Below are 17,442 nucleotides of genomic sequence, written 5' to 3' on the forward strand. Positions count from 1 at the left end.
ATTTTTTTAATTCGTTAGCCGCAATATGACACGCTCTACTCGAAGAATCGAGTGCTTTTTAACATCTGAAATTATTGGGTTTCAATTTCACGCAAGCGGATTAAACCTTCTTGAACCGTACTACACACCAACATGCCGTTTTGCCACATGCGTCCAAAGTTCAACCCTCTTGAGCTGCTGCTGACAGTGGCATCCATGTCGTACAGCATCCATTCGTCTGCACGGACTGGACGATGGAAATAAATCGTATGATCGATACTGGCACACTGTAGGCTTGGCGAAATATAGCTAAGTCCATGCGGCTTGAGTGCAGTGGTCATGAGGGTAAAATCTGAATAAAATGCCACGATTGCCTGATGTAGGGCCACTTGATCCATCTCACCACGAATTTGATCATGCGTGCGAATGTAATGCGCATTAGTGGGCGCTTGGGGCTGTGGCTGAAATGGATTTACGGGATCGATTGGACGAATCTCGACATGACGCTCGCGCATGAAGCTGGCACGAACATTTTCGGGAATAAAATCAATCATGCCTTGTTTGAGTTCGGCTTCCGATTTTACGTCTTCAGGTGCAGGATAAACTGGCGCATCATTTTGATAGTTGAGGCCTTCTTCGGGTGCAACAAAAGACACCATGGCAGAAAAAATGGTACGACCATGCTGAACGGCACGGACTTCACGGCTAACAAAACTTTTACCATCGCGTAGCGGATTCACTTCGTATACGATCGGCGCGTGGATATCGCCACCATATAAGAAATAGGCATGCAAGGAATGAGCCGGACGATCCGTGGTATACGATGCAGCACGAAGTGCTTGGCCGAGTACCTGACCGCCAAACACGCGTTTGCCAACCAAGTTGCGACTCATGCCGCGATACAGATTTTCTTCGAGCTTTTCCAGTGATAAAAGTTCAACCAGTTCTTGGGTCAATGTATTCATGGAATGCCTTTTCTATGTCAAAATTAAAAATAGCGCGAGAGTGAATGCGTAATGATCTTTGAACTATTTTGCCATAAATCCAGCGTTTCAGCTTTGGCATTAAATGCGTCACAGATCACACTTCACATTACCAATTGTCAGTATAAATACGATTTTTAACGATAAACGCTAGCACTCTGCATACAAATTAGCAGAAAATAGCGCATTGTTTTTGCAAATCAATTCATCACATTGTACCCGGTCTGCGTGGCTGGGGTTTGGTTGTTTGAGTAGGAGATTTTATGTCCAAGCATGGCTTCGGTCAGATGTATCGACGGCTTTCCAGTAAGTTGCTAGACCTTGTGGTCACTCCACATGTTCTTGGGGAGGTCCCTGCTGAACCAACTCCATCCGCAGCATCAGAAGTATCTCATTCGCCTAAGATTGTGTGCTATGTACTGCAAAACTACTCACGTAGTAATGCCTTGGTGGTCGACAGTGAAACGCGACGCCTGCACTTAAAACCTGCACTCGATCCTTTACATGTGGCCGAGCATCAGGAAAAGGCTTCGGTACTGTTTTTACAGCATCATGATGAGCGTAATCTGCTAAATCCACCGCCACATGCATTTCCGCCACGATTATTGCGTTTGATTGAGATATTGGAAAAATATCCGGATGCCGATATCGAACTGGTGCCTGTTACAGTCTTGTGGGGACGTGCACCGGATAAAGAAGATTCATGGGTGAAGCTGTTGTTTACCGACACGTGGGCAACCCCAAGCAAAATCAAGCAATTGGTGAATATTGGTTTACACGGACGCCAGTCTTATCTTGAGTTTCATGAATCTCAATCGCTTCGTCAGTTGGTGGAATATGCCAAGACACATTACCCGAATCTGTCTCCGGCCACCTATATCATCAGCACCTTAAATGATTTTCTAGATCGTCAGCGTGAAGTGGTGCTTGGCCCGGATTTATCTGATCGACGCAATGTGATGGAATCACTGATTAAGGCACGCGATGTACAAGATGCAATTCGCCGTGAAAGTATTCGCTCTAAAATCAGCATGCTAGAAGCCGAGAGTCGTGCCATTGGTTATCTCAATGAAATCGTATCGGATTATTCGCATTCTGCCGTGCGTTTTGCCGATATGGCTCTGACACGTCTTTGGACACAGCTTTACGATGGCGTTGAGGTACATAACTTCAGCACCGTGCGCGAACTTGCCAAAGACTACGAGATTATTTATACCCCTTGTCATCGTAGTCATATCGACTATCTGCTGCTGTCGTATGTGATTTATAAACGTGGTCTGATGGTGCCGTACATTGCCGCAGGCGATAACCTGAACTTACCTTTTGTCGGACAGTTACTGCGTGGTGGCGGTGCATTCTTTATTCGTCGCTCTTTCCGTGGCAATGGCCTGTATACATCGGTATTTAAAGAATATCTGTACAGCATTTTGTCTCGCAACACGCCACTGGAATACTTCATTGAAGGGGGCCGTTCACGTACAGGTCGTTTATTGCCTCCTAAAACCGGCATGCTGGCCATGACCATTCACGGCCATTTACGTGGCCGTGCCAAGCCGATTGTGTTTTTACCGACTTACATTGGTTATGAGCGCCTGATGGAAGGCTCAACCTATGTAGGCGAAATGCAAGGAAATCCAAAAGAAGCGGAATCGGTACTGGGCATTTTAAAAACCCTGCGTAAAATCGAGCGAATTTTTGGTAAGGTTCATGTCAACTTTGGTGAGCCAGTTTTTCTCGATGATATGCTCAAAGCGCACAATGCCGATCAGATCAAAATTGAGAAAAATGATGATCCGCTGCCAAATGAAGTTTCGCAGGCCATTAACAGTTCAGCACATGCCATTTTAGAAAATATTAACCGTGCAGTTGTGATTAATCCGGTGTCGCTGTTGTCACTGATTTTACTGGCTACACCAAAGCACACGCTCGATGAAGAATTGTGTATTAAGCAGCTCGATGCCTATCGCAACTTGATGGCTCAGCAGCCTTACGATGAACGTAGTCAAGTAACTTCGTTGTCGGGTAAAGAAATCATTGCCTACGGTTTGAAGTTAAAGTTGATCAAACGTGTTCAGCATGCACTAGGCGATATTATTGCGATTGAAGACAATCAGGCGGTATTACTGACCTACTTTCGTAATAATATTCTACATGCGTTTGTGTTGCCGTCACTGGTGGCTTCACTGGTTGAACACAATGGTAAAGTCAACCGTAAAGATTTGCACAATGTCATTCGCACCTTGTATCCGTTCTTACAAGCCGAGCTATTTTTGAAATGGTCTCGCGACGCGTTGATCACAGAAATTGATCGTTATGTCGATGCGCTTACTGCATCGGGTGTGATTGAAATCGATCAAGACGGTGATCTGGTCAGCTTGGCACCAAACTCGGAAGAACATAATCAGCTGGTGATTCTGGCTGCACCCGTGAAGCAAAGTCTAGAGCGCTATTACATGACTTTGGCTTTAATTGCTCAGCGTGGCTCTGGCAATATTTCGGCCAAGCAAGTGGAAGACTTAAGTCATTTGCTCGGACAGCGTTTATCGGTGCTGTATGAGTTCAACTCGCCAGAATTTTTTGATAAGGCACTGTTTCAAAGCTTCCTGAAAGTACTGACCCAGCAAGGTTATATCAAAACCAATTCTGAAGGTGCGATTGAGTTTGACCGCAACTTTAGCAATATGGCTGAAGGCGCCAAACTGGTCCTCGATGAAGCCACCTTGCAGATGTTGCAGCACATTACGACATTTAGCGATGAAGAGCTAAAGAGTGCGCTCGAAGCGATGGCATCTCAACAAGCCAAGCGTCGTTTAAAACGTAAAAAGAAATAATCGTTTTGATGGTACAGTCTAGTTCGCTAGGCTGTACCTTTAACGAAATTGACATTCGAAATAACGTGGATCATCCATACAGCGCAAGCGTAAAATTAAAGCCACAAAGGCCGGATCGTAATATTTCGAGCGAATAAACTGTTGACGTACTCTGGCTAGAATCAATTCATACGCCTGCTTCTCTCTATAAGATACATCCATCCAATAATACGACGATATACCATTTTCCCAGCGAATCGTCTGTGCAATCAAACTGGCGCTATGCAAGGCAAACCAACTTCGCATACTTTGACCAAAGCCTTTTGGATACTGTGCGTGCCGGATCACCACATTTATCGCCACATAAGATAACGGAAAGTTCACCACACGAATGGACGGACCGAATTCTCGTTCAAGATTGTAAGGTCGTAGCGCAAAAATAGGCGCTGGCAAGATATCAACCTGATTGTGTTTAAAAGCATCCACAGCAGATTCAAGCTGCACGGGTACTGGCTGGGCACGAACTGACTGTACCAGCGCAATTTGTGGTAAATCTGCTGCTAACACTGCAATTTTCTTATTTTTTAAATCACTGACACTGTTAATGTCGGTACGCTTAAGCACCATGTAGGCCATACCCAGCGGAATCATACCCAGCGCTTCAAACTCTCCTTGCACCATGTGCGGCTTAAGGCTCGGATTGCTCAGCATCTGCATAAAACTTTTGGCAACCTGATGACTGGAAACAAAGCCAACACCTGCCGTACCGCCCATAAACTGGTTGTACTGACGGGTATGAAAATTCGTTGCCATCACGCCTGAGCAATAACCCTGATCAAATTGCTTTAGTGCATCTTGCTCATTTTTATAACTTTTCAGCGTAATTTTCACTTGCTGAGACTGCGCGTATTGCGCAATATCTTGAGCACGGCGGCTAATCTCGCCTTGCGGACCGACCGGATCATAGACACACCATGCAGTCTCAAGCGCCCAGCTTTGCACAGCAAGTAAGTAAAGCCCAATTCCCAATAAAATTTTTAATTGCATCATGTCATCGTCTTTTTTTATTTTAATCATTGATATGTTTCAGCATTCACCTTACGGTGTTTGCGCACTGAACACCATGCCCCAAGTGACATGATGAAAAGTCAGCACAGTCAAGCCAGATTAATCTTGAGCAGTCGGTGCTGTAGAATCGAGCTGAGCACGATACACGCTAAAGCAGTCGGGTGACTGCAACTCATAGCCCGATGCAATAAAATCACGTGCCATAATTCGTTTTCCAGTCAGGCACGTACGCTCAAGCCGGAGTTGTGGTAAGTGAAGTTGTAACTGAAACCATTGAATAATTTCATGCAATGGATAAGGCCGCCCATCACTGACCAGATACACGGGTTTAAACGAATCCAGCGTTGTCAGATAAGCCAAAAAGCCAGCCAGATCATCAATATGAATCCGATTACTATAATGAACCGCGGGATAAGTCTGAGTACTTTGTGCCAGCTTGCACATCCGTGCAACTGAATTGCCGTAAATTCCACTTGGTCGAACTACAATACTACGCTGCGGATAGGCTTGATGCCACGCCTGCTCCATGGCAAGTAAATACTTGGCCTGTTCATCGGCAGGCTCGGGAATGGTGTGATCGTCGACCCATTCGCCCGATTGCTGGGCACCATAAACCCGCGTTGAGGAAACCACGACCACACGCTGAACTGGATGATGTTTGAGTACATCTGCAATTGGCTGGACACTCTCCAGATAAGTACGACGGTAATTTGCTGGATCGCTACTTTCAGGAGAAAGTAAAACATATACCCAATCTATAGGGCGACAGCCCGATAAATCGAGTGTATGAATATCTTGCGTTATATGATCTGCAAAATCCGCTGGTTTGGGGTGGCGACTCACCGCGCTAATTTGATGACCGCGCATAAATAATTGTTTAGCAACGCGCTGAGATGTTTTACCATAGCCAATAAATAAAATATGCATCGGACATCCTGAGTTGGAGGGACATGACTTCAGTCCATCATTTGCAAGGCGTTGGAGCGGCAGCCGCCAGTTTACTTGAGAAACTACATCTGTTTAATACAGACGATTTGTTGTTTCATTTGCCTCGTGATTACGAAGATCGTAGCACGGTTATTGCGATGAACCAACTCATGGTCGGTCGTACCTACCTGCTAGAGGGATGGGTAAAATCAGTTGACTTTCCACCAGGAAAACGAAAATCCGTGGCTGCACTGGTCCAAGATGATTTTGGTAAAGTGACTTTACGATTTTATTATCTATATAAAGGTTTGACCGATAAACTCACCCCGGGAAATCGCTTACGAATATTTGGTGAAGTACGCGTTGGTGCACGTGGGTTAGAACTGTATCATCCTGAAATACAAGTTATTCGAGAGCATACCCCGCTCCCGAAAACTCAACTGACTGCCATTTATCCGAGCACCGAAGGGTTAACTCAGACCAAGTTAAGAGACTATATTAAACAGGCCTTGGCGCAGTTTAGCGACCAGCTGCCTGAGCTTTTGCCAGAGAAATTTACCAATGGCTATGCTTTAAAAGAAGCATTGCACTACATTCATGAACCACCACTCAATGCCAATATGCAACAGCTGGCACAAGGATCTCATCCTGCACAGCAGCGTTTGATCTTTGAAGAGCTGGTAGCACATCAAGTCAGTTTGCTGACCCGCCGTGCCTATATTCGCCAGATTGCCGCCCCACCCTTTGCCTACAGTCAGGTTTTGGCTAAAGCTTTACTGGCACAGCTACCGTTTCATATGACGCAAGCCCAAAAGCGGGTATCTCATGAAATTGCCAAAGATTTGCAGCGCCCCGAGCCGATGCTGCGGCTGGTACAAGGTGATGTCGGTGCAGGTAAAACCTTGGTGGCTGCTGTGGCTGCTTGCCATGCGCTGGAAGCAGAGTGGCAAGTTGCGCTGATGGCACCCACTGAAATTCTGGCCGAACAGCATTATCTGAATTTTAAACGCTGGTTTGAACCCTTAAATATTCAAGTGGCATGGTTATCTGGCAAACAAAAGGGCAAAGCCCGCGCACATGCAGAACAATTGATTCAAACTGGTCAAGCGCAGTTGGTGGTCGGAACACATGCGCTATTTCAAGACAATGTCGAATTTGCCAAACTTGGCTTGGTGATTATCGATGAACAACATCGTTTTGGAGTCGATCAGCGTTTGGCGCTGCGCAATAAAGGTGTCGATCATCTGACCCCGCATCAGTTAGTGATGACCGCCACACCGATACCACGTACTCTCGCCATGAGCGCTTATGGAGATCTGGATACCTCGGTGATTGATGAACTTCCCCCAGGACGAACACCGATTCAGACCGTGACCATTCCACTCGATCGACGCGAAGAAGTACTCAATCGAATTGCCAATAACTGTAAAGACGGCAAACAGGCCTATTGGGTGTGCACACTGGTAGAGCAATCTGAAACACTAGATGCGCAAGCAGCGCAAGCCACCTATGAGGAAATTTTGTCACGCTTTCCCGAGCTCAAAGTGGGATTGGTACATGGCAAAATGAAAGCAGATGAAAAGCAGGCGGTCATGGCTGCATTTAAAGCCAACGAATTGCAATTACTGATCGCCACCACTGTAATTGAAGTGGGCGTCGATGTGCCGAATGCCTCCATTATGGTGATTGAAAATGCAGAGCGGCTAGGCTTATCGCAGCTGCATCAGTTACGTGGCCGAGTAGGACGCGGCGCTCAAGCGAGTTTTTGTGTGTTGCTTTATAAGCATCCACTGTCCCAAAATGGTCAAGAGCGTTTATCTATATTGCGTGAAAGCAATGATGGCTTTGTGATTGCCGAAAAAGACCTTGAGCTGCGTGGTCCGGGAGAACTTCTCGGCACCAAACAAACCGGTGACATGAATTTTCGTGTGGCCAAACTGGAGCGAGATGATCATCTTCTTACGCAGGCGCATTATGTCGCGGGGCAAATGCTCAGTGATTATCCGGAACAGGCCGATGCGCTACTAAGACGCTGGTTGCCAGAAGCGCCGCGATATGCCTATGTTTAAGGCAGTGTATCATTCATTACACACGCTCTGGCAGCACACGCGACATTGTCCGCTGTGCGGTCATTCTGCGGCACACAGTCCATACGTCATTTGCACAGATTGCTGGCAAGATCTGCCGTGGCTCAATGATTCGGTGCTGCGCCATGAATTGAACATTCAGGCGGCATGTGAATATGCCGACCCGATCAATCAGATTGTGCAGCAATTTAAATACCATGAAAAACTGCATCATCAGCGCTTACTCACACAACTAATTTTGCAACTTCCCTTACCGCGGGTTCAAGCCATTGTGCCAATGCCGATTTCGACAGCGCGGCTTTGTGAACGTGGTTATAATCAAGCAATGCTGATTGCTGAAGGTGTCGCCAAACAGCTTAACCTTCCCATATGGCAACCCGTGCTGCGTCGGGCTGAACACACACAAAAGGGCTTAAGCCGATTAGAGCGCATCGCGGGTATTGAGCAGCAATTCGTACCCGATTTGCGTGTGCGCACTCGCTTTCGGCGGGTCATGATTATCGATGATGTAGTCACGACAGGCAGCTCAATTTACGCCTTGTCTCAAGCACTCACCACATTAGGATGCCAACGCATTTATCCGGTCTGTGTCGCTGCGGCCTCTGTTTCACGTGAAGCCAGATAATTCACACACCACGGTAAAACTATTTCACGGGTTAGCGGTGCAAGAGGCGTGTGCTGGTCATCTACACTTATCCACTTCATCTGAGCAATTTCGGCTTGAATCTGTGGCTGTCCTTCTAGCTGCAATACGTATACATCTGCAATCAAGCTGTGATCTGGCTCATTGGCTGCCTGAGTTTCGAAACGACCCAAGCTCTGCACAATGTGGCTATGACATCCGGTTTCTTCAAAGGTTTCACGTATAATCGCCGCTTCACTGGATTCGTTGGCTTCAAGCTTGCCACCCACTTGCATAAAAAACGTGGTATTGCGTTTTCGTACCAGTAAAAGCTGCTGATCATCATTGAAAATAATCGCAGCAGCCACCCGAATGGTTTTCTTAGTCAAATTATCGCTCACGGATGAACCTTGGCATGTTCGCCCCATTTTGGCATGGCGGGTTGATAGTGTTCAAACTGTTCTAAAATACTCTGAATATCATCTGATGCAATCAGCTTCTCGACAAAACGTGATTGAGTGAATCCGTTATCGACGGTGCCCTGAATCATGTTTAAAAGTGCATCGTAAAAGCCACGTACATTTAAAAAGGCACATGGTTTTTGATGAATACCCAGCTGTGCCCATGTCCATTGCTCAAAAATTTCTTCGAGTGTACCTGCGCCACCCGGTAAAGCGATAAAACCATCCGAAAGCTCGGCCATTTTGGTTTTACGCTCATGCATATTTTTTACCACATGTAGTTCGGTTAAATGCGGATGTGCCAACTCACGATCGACCAATGCAGTTGGAATCACGCCAATTACGCGCCCGCCAGCCTGCAACGCCGAGTCTGCAACAACACCCATAAGTCCCGAACGACCACCACCATACACCAGCGTTTTGCCTTGCTGGGCAATCAGTTGCCCAGTCGCTTGCGCTGCTTGAATAAACACAGGATCAGTACCAACAGCAGAACCACAAAAAATACAAACTGAATTCATAGATTTTTTACCATGTTGTGAAGTTGTCATGCTTACAAAGTAAGCTTTAGAAAGATTTTTTTCAAAATTAACGCAACAACGAGTGTTTTTGACCTAATCCTTGTCTAAAATACACGCATTCATTTACCCCCGTACTGCGCAAGGGAGAAAAGACATTATGCTTGAAGCCTTTTATGCCACAGAGCGCGGTAGTCTGGAAGATGCCACCATCAATGGTGGATTCGATCTGCATCCAGAATTGGTCTGGATTGACCTCATTGCACCCTCTCAAGAAGAACAACAATGGGTACTCGATGCATATGATCGCAATTTACCTACACTGAAATCTCTCGAAGACATTTCTTCATCTGCTCGATTCTACCGCGATGACGATGGAATTTTGCATATCAGTACTTATTTTTTAACGAAAAATAAAAACTATCAAGTTGACGGTGATACCGAAGACAGCAGCAATATTTTGGCGATGGTACAAACTGTCGCATTTATTTTGCATAAAGACCGCCTGTTTACTCTGCGTGGTGAAAAACTGGTGGCGTTTCGGGCCTTTCGTGCCCGTGCGCGGCGTAATGACTATGATATGGATTATAAAGATCCGACATGGATCTTACTGGGTTTGCTCGAAGCCAAACTAGACGAACTTGCGGATATCTTGGAAGATATCCACAAGGACCTTGAAAAATACTCCACAGAAGTCCTGAATAATCATCATCGCGAACAGATGCTGGATCTCGACGACATGATTACCCGTCTGGCTCAACAAGAAGACGTGTTGGGAAAAGCCCAGCTGTGTCTGATTGATTTACGCCGTGTATTAACCTTTTTAGCACGTCCGCGCGCGCTGGGCAGTCATATTTATGATGCCGATATTCGCGAGCTCAGCGAAGATGTTCGCTCGCTGGTCGAACATGATGCCTTCTTGTTTCAAAAGGTGCGTTTCTTACTCGACACCACGTCTGGTTTCATTAACACCGAACAGAACGATACGATTCGTCGCTTCTCGATCTTGCCAAGTATGCTAGCGCCACCGATGCTGGTAGCGAGTATCTACGGCATGAATACACAAGAACTGCCCTTTGCACATGGCGCCATGAGCTTTTTAGTGGTTGCCATGATCATTCTGGTGTCATTTGTTGGACCAATGATTTATTTCCGCTGGAAAAAATGGATTTAAAAAAAGCACTGCCATGGCAGTGCTTTTTTTGTTTTTGAAACTGGCTCAAATCAGTACCAAATCATCTTGCAGATGCGAGGCTTGAATGATCTTGAGCATTTTTGCAGGTACATCTTGAAAATGCAGCCCCTGTGCCTGAGGTGTCGAGCGAAGCCACTGAATTAGCACCGCCAAGGCCAAGGTATTGCCATTTTTCAACTGACTCAGATTCACCACCAAAGGAAAAGTCGAGTGCTGGGCAATCAGTTGATGCCCTTGCTCACACATGGCCTGTGCATTGTCAAAGTCGATTTGCCCAGAAACGACCAACTGCTGATCTAGAAACTGAATCACGTTAAACCTGCATTATTTCTTTTTGACTGCGGCATCCGCATCTGGCTGGAAATTCGCAATCGCTTTATCAAGATCACCACCGTTACGCTTCACGGTTGCCGCAAACTGGTTACGGAACTGCAAGCCTAAATCGATACCAGATACATTGATGTTACGAATTTTCCATTGTGACCCTTTGTCTGCCAACTGGAACGACACTGGAATTTTTTCACCGTTGTTATTGAAGTCTAGCGTTACAACAGGATTTTTACTTCCGGTTTCTTTGTATGGACGCATGGTATAAGACTGGTTGCTGTACTTCGCAAAAGCCGTACCGTAATTTTCAATCAGTGTTTCACGAAAGTTATTTTCAAACTGCGCACGCTGAGCCGCATTACTGTATTGATTGGTTGCATAAGTGCCCATAACAATACGAGTAAAGGCTTGTGAGTCAATATACGGATCAAGGTTTTGACGAACGATCGCTTTAACCGCTGCTGGATTGTTTTGCAATTTGGCATGATCGGTTTTCAAACGTGTAATCAGGCCATCTGCAACACGTTTAATAAACGCTGGCGGTGCTTCAGCGGGTGCAGCAAAAGCTGTTCCCATCAACATTGAAGATAAAACACTTGCGGTGAGCGTTTGCTTAAATAATGTATTCATGTGCATGCTTCCTAATAATTACTCGGTAAATGACGGCTGTGCTTCAGAAGAAGCTGGCTCGGCCGTATTGCCCGTAGAGTTTGTTGATGATTTACCGGCACCACCCGTAATAAATTTGCTAATTAGATCTTCAAGATCCATCGTACCTTGGGTATTTGAAATTGCTTCACCACGCTTGAGGTAGTTCAGACCACCACCCGGCACGATCTTGAGATACTTCTCACCCAATAACCCATTTGTCGATACCATAATGTAAGCATCTTCATCGATGCTGGTGATGGATTTCATGTTATTAATTAGTTGCTGTTCCATCGTTTTTTGTTGTGCTGGAGTAGCAGCTTGATAGTCTGCGCTGTAACGCAGTTCCTCAAGTGCATTTTTCTCAACCGTTTTAAGTTGCTGTGCATTAAATGTGGTGAGTTTGCCATCTAAATCAAACGAAACAGTAGCTAAGCGGGTCACTGGGTCAAGCGTAATAGACTCAACCCGCCCAATGGTCACGCCGCTCATGGTGACTTTGGCACGCGGCTTTAAACCGTTGACATTGTCAAACTGCGCGGTCATTTTATACGGATCGCTAAGATTGGTCCCAGCAAGACCACTCACTTTCATGGCTAAAAAGAACAATGCCACACCGAAAATAATCACAAATATTCCGACGGCCAGCTCACTTGTACGTGATTTCATTAAATACCTCCGAACATGACCGCAGTCAAAACAAAATCTGAACCCAGTACACACAATGACGAATACACCACCGTTCGCGTCATTGAGGTAGCAATCCCCTCAGGCGTTGGATCGCATGCATAGCCTTGATACACTGCAATCCAAGTACATACCAGAGCAAATACGATACTTTTAATAATGCCATTGACGACATCGTGACCAAACTGGACATTGCTTTGCATACCACTCCAGAAAGAACCTTCATCGACGCCCAGAAAATCGACCCCCACCATTTTGCCGCCTAAAATTCCGATGGCAGCAAAAATCACGGTAAGCATCGGCAAGCTCACAATTCCAGCCCAAAGACGTGGCGAAACAATTTGCTTAAGTGGATCGACACCGATCATTTCCATACTGGCCAATTGCTCGCTCTGTTTCATCGAGCCAATTTCCGCGGTCAGTGCAGAACCTGCTCGACCGGCAAAAAGTAATGCAGCTACAACAGGTGCCAGTTCACGCAGCAAGGTCAAAGACACCATGGTGCCCAGCATTGCTTCACTGCCTACATTTACTAAAATTGAGTAGCCTTGTAAGCCGATAACCAAGCCAATAAACAAGCCCGAGACGGTAATGATCAACAATGACATAACCCCAACACGGTACATCTGGTAAATAAACCGAGAAAAACCGCCAGAAGATGGCATGGAAAATAAAATCTGCAATAGCATCAGGGCCGCAACACCAATCCCTCGAACGCGCTCTATCACAAGCCGGCCCAGCCAAGCGATCGCATTCATGGCGATACCTCTTTATCTAAATAAGCGCGCTGACTAAATTGATATTCGACAGGCCCTTCAGCTGATCCTGTCAGGAACTGTCTCACATAGGCCGAAGCATTCGATTGCAATGCTTCGGGTGTGCCTTCTCCCTGAATTTTGCCTTCTGCAACCACGTAAATATAGTCTGCAATCGATAAAGTTTCAGGTACATCATGCGAAACAATAATGGTGGTCAGATCAAGTGCTTCACGCAAAGATCGGATTAAACGGGTTAACACACCTTTGACAATCGGATCTTGGCCTGCAAAAGGCTCATCGTACATAATCAGATCTGGATCGAGCGCAATTGCACGTGCCAGCGCAACGCGTCGATTCATCCCGCCAGAAAGTTCGGTTGGCATCAAGTGCTCTGCACCACGCAGGCCAACCGACTCCAGCTTTAGCCCCACGAGTTCGGCAATCAGATGCTCAGGCAGTTTGGTATGCGCTCGGATAGGGAACGCAACATTTTCATAGACGGACATATCGGTAAATAAAGCACCGCTTTGGAACAACATTCCCATTCGGGCGCGCGCCGCAAAGAGTTCGTGACGCGTCATGCTGGCAATATTTTTACCGTCTAGTAAAACTTGTCCTTGATCTGGACTCAACTGCCCACCAATCAGACGCAACAAAGTCGTCTTACCTGTTCCTGACGGCCCCATAATCGCTGTAATCTGACCACGACGAATAGACAAACTAATGTTGTCATAAATGATACGATCGCCACGATTGAAACTTAGATTTTGGACGTCAATTAAAGCGTCAGAAAAGGATGACGTTAAATTATTCATAGCAGAGTAGATTCCTGCATTTTTTTAAGCTTGCATAATATAGCACTGAAACTGCTCAGGATTGTTATTATTTTGACAATGCAGCGTTTCATTCATCCGGGTGATGTTGCTGAAAAAGCACAGACAAAACGCGTATTAATCTTGGTAAAAATAATAAGAGAAATAGAAAATATTACATAACATCAAGACAAAACTTAAGCACGGCAACCACCAAGCGCGTGTCATAAGCGCCTTAATGAAGTCTGAGCTATGGTGATGTTTTTGATTACGCATTTATATAAAATTTCTTGATATGATTCTCAATATTGATCATTTTACACAGTTTTATCACAATAAAAAAGCTGGCCGAAGCCAGCTTTTTATTTACTTTTGTGAATTAACGGTCGTTTTTGCGACGACGATCACCTGATTCACGATTGAAAAATTCTTCTTTCGTACCACGATTTGGACGGTCTTCGCCACCAAAGCTACGTTTTGGACGATCTTCACCACCGAAGCTACGCTTTGGACGGTCATCACCAAAAGAGCGCTGTGGACGATCACCAAAACCGCCTTCACGACGTGCAGGACGGTCGCCAAAGTCACGCTTAGGACGATCACCAAAACCGCCTTCACGACGTGGCTTGTAATCTACGCGATTGCCACGGTTGTCATCGTTTGAATCGAAACGCGGTTTATCGTTGAAGCCACCTTCACGGCGTGGACGATCTGAATTAAATTCGCGACGCGGACGATCTTCACCACCGAAGCTACGCTTTGGACGGTCATCAAAACCACCTTCACGGCGTGGACGATCTGAGTTAAATTCGCGACGTGGACGATCTTCACCACCGAAGCTACGCTTTGGACGGTCATCAAAACCGCCTTCACGGCGTGGACGATCTGAGTTAAATTCGCGACGCGGACGGTCTTCACCACCAAACGGACGCTCACCACGTGGGCTATCATCGAAGCTACGACGTGGGCGATCATCACGACCACCTTCGCGACGTTTGAAGTTACCTTCACCTTCAAAACGACGACCGCCGCCACCAAAGCTACGACCACCGCCATCACGACCGCCACGGCCATTACCGCCGCGACCACGACCACCACCATCACGGCCTGAACGTGCAGGCGGTGGAGATGGCTCAAGACCTTCAATTTCAGAAACGCTTAAACGCGCATCTAGGTAGTCTTCAAGCGCACGAATCTTGCCACGCTCGCGGTAAGTTGCAAGTGTAATAGCTTGACCAGTACGACCTGCACGGCCAGTACGGCCAATACGGTGAACGTAATCTTCATGCTTCATTGGTAAGCCGAAGTTGATCACGTGTGAAATAGTTGGTACATCTAGACCACGTGCTGCTACGTCAGTTGCAACCAAGATTTTTGCTTTACCTTCACGGATGCTGCGCAAACGACGGTTACGTACGGTTTGTGGCATTGCACCGTGCAAAGCAACAACTGAATGACCCGCTTCAGCAAGTTCTTCAGCTAACATGTCAGTGTCTTCTTGCGTGCTTGCAAACACAACAGCCTGATCCATTTTTTCATCACTTAACCAATGGGTAAGCAATTTTTTCTTGTGCTCAAAACCATCTGTCCAGTGAAGTGTTTGGGTAATATCAGTGTTGGTTGAATGACCCGTTTCAATGGCAATACGCTGTGGATCTTGCATCATGCATTCAGCAAGACGAATAATACGATCTGCAAATGTTGCAGAGAACATTAAAGTCTGCTTACGGTTAGCAGCCAATTCGCTAATCGCTTCTAGGTCTTCAGAGAAACCAAGATCAAGCATACGGTCAGCTTCATCAACAATTAACGCATCAACTTTATCAAGTTTAAGTTGACGACGGTTAACCAAGTCAAGCAAACGACCTGGCGTTGCAACAACTACTTGAGCGCCTTTAAGTTGCTGAATTTGCTTAGCAAAAGGCATACCGCCCATGATTGCAGCAATACGTACGCCTTTCATGTGACGAACAAATGCAATCGCATCTTGACTGACTTGCTGTGCAAGTTCACGCGTTGGTGAAATGACAAGAATATTCGGTTGAGTTACGGCGCGCATACGTTCTTTAAATGGAAGGAACGTATCTTGACCCGCAAGTGCATGAAGTGTTGGCAACAAAAATGCTGCAGTTTTACCAGAACCAGTTTGGCTAGAAACTAAAAGATCTTTACCTTCTAAAGCAGCAGGAATTGCTTGTTCTTGAACAGGAGTCGGGCTAGTAAAACCAAGATCCTGTAGTGCATTTTGTAGAGATTCGTGTAGAGAGAAATCGGCAAAAGTTTTGCTCATAGAGAGTTTCACCCTAATGGGTGCTCCATTTTAATAAATACAAATATGGACATCGACAAAAGGCGGCACGGCATCTTAGGCTGAATAATATGAAATTCAGCAGCAATCCGAATAACGACGATGTAGACTATACGCACGCATGATTACGGCCGGAACCTGAAGAATCGCTGAGCGATTTGGGCGCAATGAATGGTCCTCTCTATGGACAGCGTGCGCATACAATGAATAGAACAGAATGTTCAGGTAATGAACGGAAATTTAAGTGCGTTGCGAGATTATAGCAGAAACTTTTTAAAAGTCACCTTATTTCTCAGTTTTTTCATAATATGTTCTTTTTTGAGGCCTTTAAATGGTCCATCTGGTAAAAAAACACCCTCATCAAGAGGGTGTTTTTTAAGTAAACTCAACCACATGGCGATTATTTCGCCATTTCACCCCATGCAGGCACTACGGTTTGCATCAGTGGTTTAAGCATTTTCATTGAGGTCGCAAGCACTTGACCATTCTCAAACGAATCATGTCCACCGCGTGCATCCACCATAACGCCGCCAGCTTCTTTTACAATCAGCTCACCTGCAGCGATATCCCACGGTTTTAGGCCTACTTCAAAGAAACCATCAAAACGGCCCGCAGCCACATAGGCCAAATCGAGTGCAGCAGAACCTGCACGGCGGATGTGAGCACCTGCTTTAGTGACTGCAAGCAATGATGCAAAATGTTGCTCGGCATAAGAAACGATTTCACCATTACGTTTAGCACGGTATGGGTGGCCTACAGCCAAGAACGTATTTTCTAAATTTTCACGAACATTTACGCGGATACGGCGCTGGTTCATGACCGCACCACGACCACGACTTGCAGAGAACATTTCGTCGCGTACAGGATCGTAGATCACACCGTGCTGGGTAACACCTTTGTGCTGAACTGCAATTGAAATACAAAAATGAGGGAAACCATTGATAAAGTTTTGTGTGCCATCCAGCGGGTCGATCACCCAGCACCAGTCTGCATCGTGGCCTTTGCCTTCTTGCAGACCAAACTCTTCGCCCAAGAAGCTATGGTTTTTGTAACTTTTACGAAGGGTATCGATCGTGAGTTGCTCGAGATAACGGTCAACGCGCGTTACCGGACCTTCAATGCCTTTCTCTTCAACTTGTAGGTCGAGCTTGTGACGATTCTGATGTGCTTTTAAAAGCTCTTGACCAACTAATTGAGCCGCTCGCGCAGCCATAACCACCATAGGTTCCATTGAACACCCACTACAAATTTG

General features: G+C 46.0%; 16 protein-coding genes. 4 read left to right on the plus strand and 12 right to left on the minus strand.

Annotated elements, in window-relative coordinates; genetic code table 11:
- Positions 1-71 precede the first annotated feature (71 nt).
- Entirely contained in the window at positions 72-944 is an 873-nt protein-coding gene (locus L2096_RS02800) for an acyl-CoA thioesterase (protein WP_250364827.1), read from the minus strand.
- A gap of 281 nt (positions 945-1,225) precedes the next feature.
- On the opposite strand from L2096_RS02800, the gene plsB reads away from it, so the two are divergent.
- Entirely contained in the window at positions 1,226-3,793 is a 2,568-nt protein-coding gene (gene plsB, locus L2096_RS02805; RefSeq protein ID WP_250364828.1) for a glycerol-3-phosphate 1-O-acyltransferase PlsB, read from the plus strand.
- 39 nt (positions 3,794-3,832) lie between these two features.
- Here the strand turns inward: plsB and L2096_RS02810 are convergent, their stop codons facing one another.
- The gene (locus L2096_RS02810; RefSeq protein ID WP_228272614.1) at positions 3,833-4,819 is read right to left on the minus strand and encodes a putative solute-binding protein; all 987 of its coding nucleotides are present in this window, start codon (positions 4,817-4,819) and stop codon (positions 3,833-3,835) included.
- 120 nt (positions 4,820-4,939) lie between these two features.
- Complete coding sequence (locus L2096_RS02815) at positions 4,940-5,767, minus strand: NAD(P)H-binding protein (protein ID WP_250364829.1); 828 nt, start codon at positions 5,765-5,767, stop codon at positions 4,940-4,942.
- Positions 5,768-5,790: 23 nt separating this feature from the next.
- On the opposite strand from L2096_RS02815, the gene recG reads away from it, so the two are divergent.
- Positions 5,791-7,836, plus strand: coding sequence for an ATP-dependent DNA helicase RecG (gene recG, locus L2096_RS02820; protein WP_250364830.1), 2,046 nt, complete (start codon positions 5,791-5,793; stop codon positions 7,834-7,836).
- Entirely contained in the window at positions 7,823-8,479 is a 657-nt protein-coding gene (locus tag L2096_RS02825; RefSeq protein ID WP_055414901.1) for a ComF family protein, read from the plus strand. The genes recG and L2096_RS02825 overlap by 14 nt, the downstream gene beginning before the upstream one ends.
- Here the strand turns inward: L2096_RS02825 and L2096_RS02830 are convergent.
- Positions 8,431-8,877, minus strand: coding sequence for an NUDIX hydrolase (locus L2096_RS02830; protein WP_250364831.1), 447 nt, complete (start codon positions 8,875-8,877; stop codon positions 8,431-8,433). The genes L2096_RS02825 and L2096_RS02830 overlap by 49 nt on opposite strands.
- A complete protein-coding gene (locus L2096_RS02835; RefSeq protein ID WP_025095676.1) occupies positions 8,874-9,458 on the minus strand; it encodes an LOG family protein in 585 nt (194 codons plus the stop codon). Before L2096_RS02835 ends, L2096_RS02830 begins: the two co-directional genes overlap by 4 nt.
- A 157-nt stretch (positions 9,459-9,615) precedes the next feature.
- On the opposite strand from L2096_RS02835, the gene L2096_RS02840 reads away from it, so the two are divergent.
- A complete protein-coding gene (locus tag L2096_RS02840) occupies positions 9,616-10,629 on the plus strand; it encodes a CorA family divalent cation transporter (protein WP_104123876.1) in 1,014 nt (337 codons plus the stop codon).
- Between the two features lie 45 nt (positions 10,630-10,674).
- Here the strand turns inward: L2096_RS02840 and L2096_RS02845 are convergent, their stop codons facing one another.
- The 7 genes from L2096_RS02845 to L2096_RS02875 form a co-directional block, all read right to left on the minus strand.
- A complete protein-coding gene (locus L2096_RS02845) occupies positions 10,675-10,962 on the minus strand; it encodes an STAS domain-containing protein (RefSeq protein ID WP_025095677.1) in 288 nt (95 codons plus the stop codon).
- A 12-nt stretch (positions 10,963-10,974) separates the two neighbouring features.
- Entirely contained in the window at positions 10,975-11,607 is a 633-nt protein-coding gene (locus L2096_RS02850) for an MlaC/ttg2D family ABC transporter substrate-binding protein (protein WP_004934488.1), read from the minus strand.
- Positions 11,608-11,625: 18 nt separating this feature from the next.
- Positions 11,626-12,294, minus strand: a complete 669-nt coding sequence (gene mlaD / locus L2096_RS02855) for an outer membrane lipid asymmetry maintenance protein MlaD (protein ID WP_250364832.1) — start codon at positions 12,292-12,294, stop codon at positions 11,626-11,628.
- A complete protein-coding gene (gene mlaE, locus L2096_RS02860) occupies positions 12,294-13,070 on the minus strand; it encodes a lipid asymmetry maintenance ABC transporter permease subunit MlaE (RefSeq protein WP_004934483.1) in 777 nt (258 codons plus the stop codon). The genes mlaD and mlaE overlap by 1 nt, the downstream gene beginning before the upstream one ends.
- On the minus strand, positions 13,067-13,885 hold the full coding sequence (locus tag L2096_RS02865; protein WP_004934480.1) for an ABC transporter ATP-binding protein: 819 nt from the start codon (positions 13,883-13,885) through the stop codon (positions 13,067-13,069). Before L2096_RS02865 ends, mlaE begins: the two co-directional genes overlap by 4 nt.
- A gap of 376 nt (positions 13,886-14,261) precedes the next feature.
- Positions 14,262-16,172 carry a DEAD/DEAH box helicase gene (locus tag L2096_RS02870; RefSeq protein ID WP_053469630.1) on the minus strand — a complete coding sequence of 637 codons (1,911 nt, stop codon included), beginning with the start codon at positions 16,170-16,172 and terminating at the stop codon, positions 14,262-14,264.
- Between the two features lie 418 nt (positions 16,173-16,590).
- On the minus strand, positions 16,591-17,421 hold the full coding sequence (locus L2096_RS02875) for an inositol monophosphatase family protein (protein WP_004934467.1): 831 nt from the start codon (positions 17,419-17,421) through the stop codon (positions 16,591-16,593).
- Positions 17,422-17,442: the final 21 nt, after the last annotated feature.

This window comes from Acinetobacter sp. ACZLY 512, from assembly GCF_023614015.1.
GTDB classification, from domain to species: domain Bacteria; phylum Pseudomonadota; class Gammaproteobacteria; order Pseudomonadales; family Moraxellaceae; genus Acinetobacter; species Acinetobacter soli.

Excerpts from the sequence above, each read along its gene's own strand:
- mlaD (WP_250364832.1), bottom strand. The coding sequence starts at position 12,294 with ATGAAATCACGTACAAGTGAGCTGGCCGTCGGAATATTTGTGATTATT.
- mlaE (WP_004934483.1), bottom strand. The coding sequence starts at position 13,070 with ATGAATGCGATCGCTTGGCTGGGCCGGCTTGTGATAGAGCGCGTTCGA.
- L2096_RS02815 (WP_250364829.1), bottom strand. The coding sequence starts at position 5,767 with ATGCATATTTTATTTATTGGCTATGGTAAAACATCTCAGCGCGTTGCT.
- L2096_RS02825 (WP_055414901.1), top strand. The coding sequence starts at position 7,823 with ATGCCTATGTTTAAGGCAGTGTATCATTCATTACACACGCTCTGGCAG.
- L2096_RS02800 (WP_250364827.1), bottom strand. The coding sequence starts at position 944 with ATGAATACATTGACCCAAGAACTGGTTGAACTTTTATCACTGGAAAAG.
- L2096_RS02840 (WP_104123876.1), top strand. The coding sequence starts at position 9,616 with ATGCTTGAAGCCTTTTATGCCACAGAGCGCGGTAGTCTGGAAGATGCC.
- L2096_RS02850 (WP_004934488.1), bottom strand. The coding sequence starts at position 11,607 with ATGAATACATTATTTAAGCAAACGCTCACCGCAAGTGTTTTATCTTCA.
- L2096_RS02810 (WP_228272614.1), bottom strand. The coding sequence starts at position 4,819 with ATGCAATTAAAAATTTTATTGGGAATTGGGCTTTACTTACTTGCTGTG.
- L2096_RS02865 (WP_004934480.1), bottom strand. The coding sequence starts at position 13,885 with ATGAATAATTTAACGTCATCCTTTTCTGACGCTTTAATTGACGTCCAA.
- L2096_RS02870 (WP_053469630.1), bottom strand. The coding sequence starts at position 16,172 with ATGAGCAAAACTTTTGCCGATTTCTCTCTACACGAATCTCTACAAAAT.
- L2096_RS02835 (WP_025095676.1), bottom strand. The coding sequence starts at position 9,458 with ATGAATTCAGTTTGTATTTTTTGTGGTTCTGCTGTTGGTACTGATCCT.
- recG (WP_250364830.1), top strand. The coding sequence starts at position 5,791 with ATGACTTCAGTCCATCATTTGCAAGGCGTTGGAGCGGCAGCCGCCAGT.
- plsB (WP_250364828.1), top strand. The coding sequence starts at position 1,226 with ATGTCCAAGCATGGCTTCGGTCAGATGTATCGACGGCTTTCCAGTAAG.
- L2096_RS02875 (WP_004934467.1), bottom strand. The coding sequence starts at position 17,421 with ATGGAACCTATGGTGGTTATGGCTGCGCGAGCGGCTCAATTAGTTGGT.